11 protein-coding genes and 1 other annotated feature (1 of these 12 cut by a window edge) are annotated in these 12842 nt (G+C 40.2%); of the genes, 4 read left to right on the forward strand and 7 right to left on the reverse strand.

Annotated elements, in window-relative coordinates; all coding sequences use genetic code 11:
* Nucleotides 1–206, reverse strand: a binding site (T-box leader); it reaches 19 nt to the left of the window's first position.
* Nucleotides 207–330: 124 nt separating this feature from the next.
* Nucleotides 331–3183 (forward strand): transglycosylase domain-containing protein, encoded by a 2853-nt coding sequence (locus M3206_RS05190; protein ID WP_251311428.1) that lies wholly within the window; start codon nt 331–333, stop codon nt 3181–3183.
* 501 nt (nt 3184–3684) lie between these two features.
* On the opposite strand, the gene acsA is transcribed toward M3206_RS05190, so the two are convergent.
* Complete coding sequence (acsA, locus tag M3206_RS05195) at nt 3685–5400, reverse strand: acetate--CoA ligase (protein ID WP_251311429.1); 1716 nt, start codon at nt 5398–5400, stop codon at nt 3685–3687.
* Between the two features lie 159 nt (nt 5401–5559).
* Between acsA and M3206_RS05200 the strand changes: the two genes are divergently transcribed.
* Genes M3206_RS05200 through M3206_RS05210 form a run of 3 tightly spaced genes read left to right on the forward strand, consistent with a single transcriptional unit; the run spans nt 5560 to nt 8031 of the window.
* Nucleotides 5560–6192, forward strand: a complete 633-nt coding sequence (locus M3206_RS05200; RefSeq protein WP_251311430.1) for a GNAT family N-acetyltransferase — start codon at nt 5560–5562, stop codon at nt 6190–6192.
* 44 nt (nt 6193–6236) lie between these two features.
* Complete coding sequence (locus M3206_RS05205) at nt 6237–6887, forward strand: acetoin utilization AcuB family protein (RefSeq protein WP_251311431.1); 651 nt, start codon at nt 6237–6239, stop codon at nt 6885–6887.
* Complete coding sequence (locus M3206_RS05210; RefSeq protein WP_251311432.1) at nt 6877–8031, forward strand: acetoin utilization protein AcuC; 1155 nt, start codon at nt 6877–6879, stop codon at nt 8029–8031. Before M3206_RS05205 ends, M3206_RS05210 begins: the two co-directional genes overlap by 11 nt.
* Nucleotides 8032–8068: 37 nt before the next feature.
* Here M3206_RS05210 and M3206_RS05215 read toward each other — a convergent pair whose 3' ends face one another.
* The 6 genes from M3206_RS05215 to M3206_RS05240 form a co-directional block, all read right to left on the reverse strand.
* Nucleotides 8069–8779 (reverse strand): 5'-methylthioadenosine/adenosylhomocysteine nucleosidase, encoded by a 711-nt coding sequence (locus M3206_RS05215; RefSeq protein WP_349773994.1) that lies wholly within the window; start codon nt 8777–8779, stop codon nt 8069–8071.
* A gap of 260 nt (nt 8780–9039) precedes the next feature.
* Entirely contained in the window at nt 9040–10038 is a 999-nt protein-coding gene (gene ccpA / locus M3206_RS05220; protein WP_251311434.1) for a catabolite control protein A, read from the reverse strand.
* 243 nt (nt 10039–10281) lie between these two features.
* Nucleotides 10282–11370 (reverse strand): bifunctional 3-deoxy-7-phosphoheptulonate synthase/chorismate mutase, encoded by a 1089-nt coding sequence (locus M3206_RS05225; protein WP_251311435.1) that lies wholly within the window; start codon nt 11368–11370, stop codon nt 10282–10284.
* A 137-nt stretch (nt 11371–11507) separates the two neighbouring features.
* Entirely contained in the window at nt 11508–11846 is a 339-nt protein-coding gene (ytxJ, locus tag M3206_RS05230; RefSeq protein WP_251311436.1) for a bacillithiol system redox-active protein YtxJ, read from the reverse strand.
* A gap of 81 nt (nt 11847–11927) precedes the next feature.
* Complete coding sequence (locus M3206_RS05235; RefSeq protein WP_251311437.1) at nt 11928–12353, reverse strand: YtxH domain-containing protein; 426 nt, start codon at nt 12351–12353, stop codon at nt 11928–11930.
* Nucleotides 12354–12809 (reverse strand): DUF948 domain-containing protein, encoded by a 456-nt coding sequence (locus M3206_RS05240; RefSeq protein ID WP_251311438.1) that lies wholly within the window; start codon nt 12807–12809, stop codon nt 12354–12356.
* Between the last annotated feature and the right edge of the window lie 33 nt (nt 12810–12842).

Here is a 12842-nt window from a genome sequence, read left to right on the forward strand (position 1 = left end):
TCTCGCGGTACCACCCTAATTAAAAGCTCGATAAAAAAGCTTTTCACTTCATTTCATAACGGTTTCTATCCGTTCCTTGCTACTAGTCCGTTCACAAGGAAAGCTCCAGGAGGTAATTCACAAACTGCCTTTGTACTGGTTTGCATCAACCACCAGCTTTCTGAAACAGGGAGACATCTGCTACTCATTCCTATCTTAGCTATTTCATATTCTTGTTCATTTATTTTTACCATATGGACGAAATTCATGTCAATCTTATACTTCCAAAAAAACTGCCCATTTCTACAATTCGACCGTATGTTATACTTATGCACAGGGGGGGAATACCAAATGATGTCTCATTTTGATGAACTTAAACAAAAATGGGAGAAATTTGTCCACTTTTTGAATGAAAAAGGGATCATTCGAACAGCGCGTATTACATATAACGTTACATGGAACATGTTCTTGATCGTTGCCGTTCTTGTTATCTTAGGTGGTGTTTTCGCTGCTGGAGTTGGTGCAGGTTTCTTTGCCTCACTTGTGAAGGATGAGCCCGTTCGTGCTTACTCTGCTATGAAAGAAGACATCTACAACTATGAAGAGACAAGCACAGTTTACTTTGATAATGATCAATACATGGGTAAACTTCAATCGGACTTGGACAGACAAGAAGTTAAGTTAGAAGACGTTTCTCCATTCGTAATTAAAGCAATCATCTCTACAGAAGATCAATATTTTTATGAACATAATGGTATAGTGCCTAAAGCGATCATGCGTGCCATGTATGAAGAATTTTCAGGCGCACAAATCGTAACAGGCGGAAGTACACTTACACAGCAGTTAATAAAAAATCAGATCCTTACAAATGAAGTTTCATTTGATAGAAAAGCAAAAGAGATTCTTCTAGCGATGCGACTTGAAAAAGTCTTAAAGAAAAATGAGATTTTAGAAGCTTATCTCAATATCGTACCTTATGGCCGTAATTCTTCAGGACGAAACGTTGCAGGAATTCAGGCAGCATCAGAAGGAATTTTTGGTGTAGAGGCATCCAAGCTTAATCTGGCACAAGCCGCTTACATTGCAGGGCTTCCAAAGAACCCGTTCGTGTACACGCCATTCACGAATGGCGGAGAACCTAAAGAAGACATCTCCGCAGGATTAAAGCGAATGAAGACTGTACTGAGCCGAATGCTATCAGCCGGAACGATTACACAAGCCGAATACGATGAAGCAATCAAATATGACGTTAAGAAAAATCTAACAACGAAAAAACAATCTTCTTTTGAAAAGTATCCGTTTTTAACTGTAGAAGTCCAAAGACGTACAGTGGAAGTTCTCACAAAGCTTGAAGCTGAAAAAGATGGTAAAAAAGTAGAAGAATTAAGCCCTGAGGAATTAAAAGAGTATAAAGACAATGCACGTACACAAATCAGGCAAAAAGGCATTAAAATTCATACCACGATCAATCAAAAGATCTATGATGACATGCAGCAGGTTGTGAAGAATAACAATTTATTTGGACCGGATAATCACTATGTCTACAATAGTAAAGGTCAGAGAATTAAACTTGAAAAACCACAGCCTGAGGAAGTCGGAGCAACATTAATCGATAATAAGACAGGGAAGATTATCAGTTTTGTAGGCGGTCGTGATTTTAACCGAGAACAAACCAATCATGCAACAAGAGCGCCTAGACAAAACGGCTCAACCATGAAGCCTTTACTCGCATACTCTTATGCGGTTGAGACTGGGAAAGTCCAACCGGGTACAATTGTTCCTGACACTCCAATTAACATTAATGGATGGAAGCCAAATAATTATGATAAAGGTTTTGATGGCCTGGTTTCGGTTCGTCACTCACTTAAGAAATCTAGAAATATTCCTGCTATCCGATCTTATCAAAGAGTAGATCATGAGAAAGCTACCGAAAAGCTGATTCAAATGGGCGTTACTACTCTCACTAAAGGTGATAGAACCCAACCCGCAATGGCGTTAGGTGCTCTTGATGTTGGGATTACGGTAGAAGAAAATGTAAATGCTTTTTCTACATTTGCAAATGGCGGAAAATTTGTTGATGCGTATATGATTGATCGAATTGAAACAAATGACGGTGAAGTGATCTATCAGCACAAAAGTGAACCGAAACAAGTTTATAGCCCACAGACATCCTATCTAATGATTGATATGATGAGAGATGTGCTTGCTTCTGGTACTGCAGCGGGGGTTCCTCGAAAACTTGCATTCCAGTCTGATTGGGCAGGTAAAACAGGAACGACTAATGAAGATAAAGATTCTTGGTTTGTAGCCTCTAATCCGAACGTTACATTTGGCGTCTGGATCGGTTATGATACTCCTGCTGATTTAGCTGGAAATACCGGACAAAGAAATCAGACAATATGGGCTCAGCTTATTAATGTAGCTCATAAACATGCTCCACAGTTAATAGATCCTGAACAAAGATTTGCGATGCCATCAGGAATCGTACGCCGGGAGATCTGTGGAATCTCTGGTAAACTACCATCTGATTTTTGCCGCAGTGCAGGTCTTGTAACGACTGATTTATTTAACGCAAAGTTCACGCCTAAAGACGTGGATGATACGTTAACAAAAGGCCGTTACGTAGTTGTCGGCGACTCCAAATACAAAGCATTGCCAACAACACCTGAAGAATTCACTAAAGAAGGTGTGCTTATTAAAGAAGAGTTCTTAAAAGAGCTCGGATTAGAATCGTTGAATAAGCTCACACAAAAAATAGATCTCTTGAACAACATCGTTCCTGAAAAAGTGTTAAAAGACAATGGAAAAGCTCCTTCACCTGTTGCAGGAACGAAAATGACTAATGGTGTGTTAACGTGGTCCAAACATGGTGAGAATGATGTGATCGGCTACCGAATCTATTATTCTACCGATGGGAAGTCCTTTAAGAAGATAGGATCTGTTACATCAGATAAGACTTCTGCAAAAGTTCCTAATGGGGTCGTCTATGTAACGGCTGTTGATATTACTGGAAAAGAATCAGCTGCTCAAACAAAGGTTACGGTCGGCGAAAAGAAACCACCGGCTAAGCCAGGGACACCTGGTACACCACCACCTCCTCCTGGAGATGGAGATAAACCAGACAAACCACAGGATCCTCCACCGCCACCTACCGATCCTACTGATCCAGGCACAGGAGATCCTCCTCCAGTAACAACGCAATAAAAGCGAACAATCAACTAAAGAGGCTGACTTAAAAGTGTAGAGACTTTTAAGTTTAAGCCTCTTTTTTATAATAAAATAAAAAGGATGTATTGATCAGATCAGGTACTAACCTTGTAATTTGCTAAGAAAATAACGCATATAACGCTATTTCTAGAAATAAGTAAGACTCGAACAGCAAGTTTGCGCAAAAATCGACTCATTCTGCGCGAAGATCAGGAATTTTGCGCGTAGCTTGGCTTGGCAATTCTGCGTGGTACTCGAAGATTTTGCGCGAAACAAGGGTAATCTTGCGCGAACGTATAACAGAATAAAAGAACACGTACTGTGAAAGATCTTTTTAGATTAAAAAAGAAGGCTGACGTTAGTCAGCCCACCTATTATAAGAAGTATTTACTTCCATTTCTAAACTCATTGGATAAGTTTAAAAAAATGAGGAGCTGACCCGAAAGGACATGTAACTTGTCCTTTAGAGTTAGCCCCCTTTTTACTATCTTCTTTCTTTTAGTCTTCCATCGTGGAAAGATCGCCTGTTGGAAGATCCAGCTCCCAAGCCTTTAGTACACGGCGCATAATTTTACCGCTTCGTGTTTTCGGAAGTTTATCGCGGAATTCAATTTCACGAGGAGCCGCATGCGCTGCGAGACCAGATTTAACGAAACTTCTAATCTCTTCAATCAACTCATCGTTTGGCTGATACCCTGAACGTAGTGCGATGAAGGCCTTGATAATTTCACCGCGAACCGGATCAGGTTTACCGATTACACCCGCTTCCGCTACAGCCGGATGTTCTACAAGTTTGCTCTCTACTTCAAACGGTCCAACTCGTTCTCCAGAAGTCATGATCACATCATCAATTCTTCCTTGGAACCAGAAATATCCGTCTTCGTCCATGTAAGCCGAATCACCGGATACATACCAGCCGCCAGGAGTAAAGTAAGAATCATACTTTTCAGGGTTGTTCCAAATTTTACGCATCATAGACGGCCAGCCCTTTTTGATCGCTAAGTTACCCATTCGGTATGGAGGCAAAATATTATCTTGATCATCAATAATGGCTGCTTCTATTCCAGGGAATGGTTTCCCCATTGAGCCAGGTTTGATCTCCATTGCAGGATAATTGCTAATCAATTGGGCACCGGTTTCAGTCATCCACCAGTTATCATGAATGCGAAGATTAAATACCTTCATTCCCCAGCGTACAACTTCTGGATTTAAAGGTTCCCCTACACTTAAGATATGACGAAGTGAGGACAGATCAAATTGCTTCACGACTTCATCCCCAGCGCCCATCAACATACGGAAAGCTGTAGGAGCACTGTACCATACCGTTACGCCATATTTTTCAATCGTTCCATACCAGTCTTCTGGTGAGAAACGCCCGCCTCTAATTACACTAGAAGCTCCATTCAACCATGGACCAAAAATTCCATAAGAAGTACCTGTTACCCAGCCTGGATCTGCTGTACACCAGTATACATCATCTTCTTTTAGATCCAATACCCATTTAGAAGTCTGATAATGCTGGAGCATGGCGTTGTGTACATGCAGCACACCTTTCGGCTTACCTGTTGACCCTGATGTGTAATGAAGGATCAAACCATCTTCTCGGTCAACCCATTCGATATCAAGGTTTTTAGAAGCCTTAGCCATACGCTCAAAGTAATTTACATAAGGTCCTTCTTCTTTTACATCTTCTCCGACAAGTACAACATGTTTTAAGTTTGGTAATTCACTTACTGGTACACGGTCTAAAAGTGAAGGTGTTGTCACTAGCACTTTTGCTTCACTATCTTCAAGTCTATCTCTTACAGCACCTTCCATAAATGCTTCAAAGAGCGGACCAACAATCGCTCCTAATTTGATAGCACCTAAGAATGTAAAATAAAGTTCTGGTGAGCGCGGCATAAAGATAAATACTCGATCACCTTTTTCTACACCTAACTGACGCAGCATGTTTCCTGCTTTATCAGACATTTCCTTCATTTCTTTGAACGTGTACTTCTCGTCCCTCTTTTGATCTGAAAAATAAAGAGCGACTTTGTTTTTTCGATGGGATGCAGCATGCCGGTCAATCGCTTCATGCGCCATATTTACTCGACCAGTTTTATGCCAGGAGAATTCTTTTTCAATGTCTTTCCAATCAAATGCTCCGTATGCTGCCTCATAATCTTGTAAATTAAAATCCCCTTTTATTATCGGAAGCGCTTCCAGTTTCATTGCTATTTCTCCTTTCCCTATTGAATATCTCTTTCAGTATAACATATTATCAAAATTTTTTAACTTATTAGAACTATCTATAAAAAGGCTATGAAATCCCTTACATAAGGAAAATATCATGTATAATAGAAGGTGGAAACAATCCTAGGTGGTGTAGATATGAAACACAATAAAACATATAACTGCGTAGCTTTAAAAACATCTCATGGCACAATTACGGTAGAAGGACCCGTCTCAGCTGAAACACTGAACGGTTTTCATTTTCATGAAGATCTAAAGGCATTCAGGCCCGCTAATGAGCAGAAAAAAGCAGTTACGGAAATCGCTAAGCTTGATGAAGGAAGAATTATTATCGCAAGAAATAAAGACACCGTAATCGGCTATGTTACATACGTATATCCTGATCCTCTTGAACGATGGTCAGAAGGTAAGATGGAAAATCTATTGGAGCTTGGAGCTATTGAAGTAATACCTGACTATCGAAACTTTAAGGTTGGCAAAACGCTTTTAAAAGTTTCAATGATGGACGATGCGATGGAAGATTACATCATCATCACGACCGAGTATTATTGGCACTGGGATTTAAAAGGAACGAAACTTTCTGTTTGGGATTACCGAAAAATCATGGAAAAAATGATGAATGCAGGAGGTCTTCAATATATGGCGACCGATGACCCTGAAATCAGTTCCCATCCTGCAAACTGTTTGATGGTACGAATCGGAAAGCGAGTCGACCTGGATAGTGTTCAGCAGTTCGATCGGATCCGTTTTAAGAATCGATTCATGTATTAATGCTACTGAATACATAGAGAGACTATAGTTGGGAGTGGTAGATTATGATCGTTCAAAATATGATGCAAAAAGACAGTGTGACGATTCATGCGAAAGAAACGATTGGAAACGCCTTACAACTAATGCTTGATAAAGATGTACGTAACCTTCCTGTTGTTGATGACAGCGGCAATTTATTAGGTCTTGTTACTGACCGGGAAATAAAGGATGCAAGTCCATCTATTTTTCACCAAAACGAACATCCGGAAGATTTTGAAAAGCCGGTGTCAACCATAATGAAAGATGCGGTTTTCACAGCACATCCACTAGATATAGCAGAAGAACTCTCAACCATTTTTTATGAACACAATATTAGCTGCATTCCCGTTCTAGAAGATCAGAGATTAGTAGGTTTAGTTACCGAACGAGAAATGCTTCATGCATTTATTCAGCTGACAGGGACTCATCAGCCAGGGTCTCATCTGGAAGTCGCTGTACCTAACGAAAGTGGTCAACTAGCGAAAGTAGCAAGTGTATTAAAGGATTTTCATTTGAATATTAGCTCTGTACTCGTTTATCCCTCTGATGATGAAAAAGAGAAGATCGTTGTGTTTAGAGTGGGTACGATGAATCCGCTGCCTGTAATTGAACACTTAATCAAACATGGGTATGAAGTGAAGTGGCCTCCTGTACCAGGTGAGAACAATGGCAAATGATTCTGTCTTTGTTTATTCACCTGACCTCTTAGGCTATAAATTCAATGATACGCATCCCTTCAACCAGCTTCGAGTTCAGCTGGCTTATGAACTATTAAAAGAATCTGGCTGTCTCTCAGATAACAGGATCGTTCTTCCGAGACAGGCTACAGATGATGAAATCATGCTCATTCACGACAAAGGTTATATGGAAGCTGTTAAAAAAGCGGGAGAGGGAACGCTCAGCAAAGAAATCGGTCTTAATTACGGGCTTGGTACAGAAGATACGCCGATTTTTAAAAACATGCATGAAGCAAGTAGCTGGATCGTTGGAGCTACCCTTACTGCCGTCGATTGGGTCATGGAAGGGAAAGCCAAGCATGCACTCAGTTTGAGCGGAGGACTTCATCACGGTTTTAGAGGAAAAGCATCTGGTTTCTGTGTTTATAATGACAGCTCAATCGCCATTGAATATATGAAGCAAAAATATAAAGCCCGTGTTTTGTATGTAGATACTGATGCTCATCACGGTGATGGTGTTCAATGGGCTTTCTATGATGACCCAGATGTATGTACGTTATCGATTCATGAGACGGGAAGATATTTATTTCCCGGAACAGGTTCCATTCATGAAAAAGGGGCAGGAAAAGGTTATGGCTATTCGTTTAACGTTCCTGTTGATGCCTTTACGGAAGATGAATCTTTCTTAGAATGCTATGAAAAGAGTCTGTGGGAAGTAGCTGATTTTTTTAAACCTGATGTGATCATCACCCAAAATGGGGCTGACGCTCACTATTATGATCCTTTGACGCACTTGTCTGTCACGATGAAAACATATGCAAATATACCGAGAATCGCAAAAGAGGTAGCAGATAAATACTGTGGCGGTCGTTGGATTGCAACAGGCGGAGGGGGCTATGATATTTGGCGTGTCGTACCAAGAGCCTGGTCTTACATATGGTGTGCGATGAATGACCAGGTACCTTCAGGACCGATCCCTGAAAGCTGGCTTAAACGGTGGGAAGAAAAGGCCAAGCATGAATTACCTCGAACATGGGAAGATGAGGGAAGCATTTATAAGCCGATTCCAAGAAAAGAAGAAATCACTTCAAAAAACAGGGCTACGCTTGAAAAAAGCCTCTATTCCATTAGAAAAAGCTCATAAATAAAAAAGGAGGACTCCATTCGGAGACCTCCTTCTTTTATAATGATTCAATAATACTTTCTACCATATCAGATGAACGCTTTGCTGCAAGTGTAGTAAATTCTCCAAAACTGGCTGGGGCTTCACCGTTTGCTTTATCAGAGATGGAGCGGATAATAACGAAGGGTACCTCGTTTAAGAAACAGGCTTGAGCGACAGCTGAGCCTTCCATCTCAATGCATGTTCCATTAAATGCAGCTCCAAAATACTCAACTAAATCACGATCTGCAATAAACTGATCGCCACTTAATACTTTACCGACCTTTACTTGAGGCCCAGAAAGACTTTCAGCTGCTCTCTCTGCCAATTTTATAAGCTTCTCATCTGCTTTAAACTCAGAATCAAAGGCAAACATAGGAATCGTCCCTTTTGGAAAGTCAGGGCTCAATGAAGAGGCATCGATATCATGCTGCATCGCACTGGACGAGATAACGATATCCCCTACTTCAAGAACCGGATCAAGTGCACCAGCAACACCCGTAAACAGAATATGAGTCACTTGAAATCTGTCGATCAGAATCTGAGTAGTAATCGCCGCATTCACTTTTCCTACACCAGATTTACAAAGCACAACTTCCTTATTATGATGTGTGCCTTCATAAAATTTATTTTGCGCAAAAGTACTTTCCCCATATATATCTATTGCTTCTTTCATATATACGATTTCTTCATCCATTGCACCGATAATGCCAATTCTCAATTCTCCCACCTCATCAATCATCTTTACTAGGCTGTTCCCAGAACGTATGCTGCCTCGACTATTGCCTAAAATAGAAACTTTTAAAAGAAAATGACTTTTTAAATATATTTCTTTTATCTTCCTAGCAAGTTGATTGGAGCAGAATGTTGCCGACTGTTTCGGGACGAGCGGTCAGGCGAAGACTCCTAATGGCGCAAGGCGGCAGGAGGCTCACCGCACGCCCCGAGGAAAACGAGCAACCTGGAGCCAAAACAGCCTTAAAAAAATTATTATTTTGTAGAATCTCTAAATTGAATACGATGAGGCAATACAACTGTTTGTTCTTCCACCGTCTCTTTATTCATCAGCTTTGTCAACAATCTCATAGCTACCGCTCCGATATCATACATCGGCTGCACGACAGTTGAAAGAGTTGGACGAACCATTGTAGCCAGTCTGGTATTGTCGAATCCAATTACTTCAATATCTTCCGGAACCTTTAAACCGCGATCTTGGGCCCCATGGATGACACCCAGTGCCATTTCGTCTGTTCCTACAAAAATAGCAGATGGTTGTTTACCGCTATCTAAGAAAGACTCGACAGCTTCAATACCTGAATCATACGTGTACTCACCTACGTATACTTGACTGTCATCTACCTTTTTACCATGCTCTTCTAACGCTTTTCGGTAACCGTTAAACTTATAGTACCCGTTGATCGGATCCTCAAGTGGTCCTGTAACCATAGCAACAGATGAATGTCCTTTTTCAAGAAGATTCGTTACTGCTTCATATACAGCATTTTCATAATCGATATTAACCGAAGGTACTTCTTCGTTCATGTCTACCGTTGCTGCCATTACAATCGGAACCGGTGCTCTCTTGAACTCATCCACATGCTCTTCTGTAATCTTTCCGCCCATGAACACGATTCCATCTACTTGCTTTCCAAGTAACGTGTTTAGCAAATGGATTTCCTTTTCTTTGTTCTGATCAGAGTTACATAAAATAATATTGTATTTGTACATCGTCGCAATATCTTCAATTCCTCGGGCTAATTCCGCAAAGAAAATACTGGAGATGTCTGGGATAATAACACCTACCGTAGTCGTTTTTTTACTTGCCAATCCTCTTGCTACTGCGTTAGGACGATAACCTAATCTTTCAATGGCATCTAATACCTTTTTACGTGTAGATGGCTTTACATTTGGGTTTCCGTTAACAACACGTGAAACCGTTGCCATAGAAACGCCTGCCTCACGGGCCACGTCATAAATTGTTGTATTCAAAAAAAGTCCTCCTTTTTTACTGCATGTCCGACAGTTATGTAATGCTAATATCATACGATAAAGTAGTAAAGTAGGCAACGAATAGAGGCATGTTTCACGATTTATTCACTAATTAATCCGATATTAAAAGAAAACATACCTATTTTGCTTATTTTTGGCGAAATTCGAGTTTATCATACTCTTTTTTAATCCGTGAACCATAATAAATACCGGCAGTGTATCAACTGCCGGCACATGAGACCCTTATACCATCTGATTCATTTTAAGAAAGCCTGTTTTTACAAGTTCACCGACAAAGTTTTCAAACTCATTGATGTTCATTTGCTGTAAAGCATCCGATAAAGCCACGGACGGATCAGGATGAACTTCAGCCATGACGCCATCAGCTCCAATCGCTAAAGCAGCTTTAGCAGCCGGGAGAAGCAGATCCTTCCTTCCAGTCGAATGAGTTACATCTACAAATACAGGCAGATGTGTTTCCTGCTTTAAAATGGGAACTGCCGTTATATCCAGTGTATTTCGAGTCGCTCTTTCATAGGTGCGAATCCCTCTTTCACAAAGAATGATTTGACCATTTCCTTGAGACATGATGTATTCCGCCGAATAAATAAACTCTTCGATCGTAGCAGCTAACCCTCTTTTTAACAGAATAGGTTTGTCTACTTTCCCTGCAGCTTTTAATAATTCGTAGTTTTGCATATTCCTTGCACCGATTTGGATAATATCCAAATACTCAGAAGCCGTATCTAAATCATCCGGATGGACAATTTCACTGATGACTGCACAGTTGTATTCATCTGCAACTTTCTTCAAAATCTTCAAACCTTCGATTCCTAGTCCTTGAAAATCATATGGAGAAGTCCGCGGTTTAAAAGCCCCGCCACGAAGGATGCTCAAACCATTATCCGTTACTGCTTTGGCCACTTCTGCTGTTTGCTCATAGCTTTCAACAGCACAAGGACCGGCAATAAGTACCGGATTTCCACTTCCAATTTCAGTTCCTTTTACCGGAATAATCGTATTTTGTGATCGTTGTTTTCTCGATACAAGAAGTGCCTTTCTATGATCATCTTCTTGTAGTTCGAGACCTGCCTTAAATATCTCTTTAAAGAGATGCTGCAAAGTTGAAGTTTCAAACGGACCCTTATTTTCGGATGCGATCAAGTCCAACATGTGTCTTTCTCTTACAGGGTCATATTTCTTAATGCCTTGTGCATTCTTAATCTTTCCGATCTTCTGTACAAGTTCGCCGCGTTGATTAATTAAGGTTAAGAGCTCTTTGTTAAGTTCATCAAGCTCGTTACGTAATCTGTCTAACTCTGGATGATTCATCTATATACACCTCTGTATTTATCAAATGTAAAACTTCGTATTTCAACGACCTTACGTCTATCGTATCAAAAAGAGGTGCCTTCGTGGACAAAAATCTTTATTCGACTAAAAAATAAAAAAGCGCAGCAGGTTAACTGCTACGCTTTTGTTTTTTCGTTGGCTTGAGTCAATTTTTTATTCGTAATATTCCAGTGTGAATCATGCCACACAACTTGATCACCTTCAAAAATCAAAACCTGTGGTGATTCATGCTTTACTCCGGTTTGCTCCGCAATAAGATTTGAAAGTGGTCTAGAGTCTTGAACATTTAAATAATAGAGTGTTTCCTCTTCATTCTCAGAAGCGAATTTTTGGAATTCTTTAAACGCTTCATGGCTGACAGGACACGTTGTACTGTTCTTCATGAGGATGATACGGTTTTTTTGTTCCTTAACTAAATTCCAATCCTGTTCATTCTGCAGTTGAACCAATCCCATAAATAATCTACCTCCATAATAAAAAGACAAGAAAAAGAATTAAATTCTTTTTCTTATCTTTTCATATTTGGTATTAACTTATCAATATTTTTGCTCTACTAATTCTTGCTCATTAGCAGGATCATAATCTAATTGCTTTTCTTCTTGGATATCGTCTGTAATTTCACCATAAAGTTCAGACGCATTCTCTTCCTCTTTTGAACGCCACTTATCAATGTCTTTACGCAGATTAGACGTTAAATCTTTAACTTTTGTAGCCACTTGATTCGATTGCTCTGAAACGGTGCGGACAATATTTGAGGATTTCTCACGAGCTAAATGAGAAATCTCGTTGCTCTTGTCCTTTAAGTACACAGCTTGCTCATTTAAATCACTACGCAACTCTTTTCCTGCTTTAGGAGCTAGTAATAATGCTGCCGCTGCCCCTAACATTCCGCCAACGAGAGCACCGATTATAAAATCTTTACTGTCGATGTTTTGATTGTTGTTGTTATTGGTATTGCTCATTTACACTCCTCCTCTTGAATATTGGTTTGTTGCAGAATCAACATTGGATTTTTTGAGTTTATACTTCTCCCATAAATTCAATGCTGCATTGCCCCATTGAACCGCTTGCGATATTTGCTTAGACTGCCGCTCTGTTTCTAACGAGATCTTGTCAGTCACTTTACGGACAGATTGGTTCACCTTTTGAACAGATTGACCAAAATCCTGAACTGCAGAGAAAACATGGTTTAACGAATCTGATTTCTTTTGAACGTCCTCGGCTAACTGGTTTGTCTTATGTAACAAATCGGTTGTCTCGCGCGTCACGCCGTCTAACTGCTTTTCGAGACTGCCAAGCGTTACCGCGACATTATCGAGGGTTACTTGCAAGGACTTGAGAGCTCTTGATAAAAAATAAACGAGTACAACAAATGCTACTGCAATAATAGCTACACTGATTGAAATAATGGTTTCCATTATACGAGACACCTCCTGAAAGTATATTATTAG

The organism is Fictibacillus phosphorivorans, assembly GCF_023715845.1.
Taxonomy (GTDB): Bacteria; Bacillota; Bacilli; order Bacillales; family Fictibacillaceae; genus Fictibacillus; species Fictibacillus phosphorivorans_D.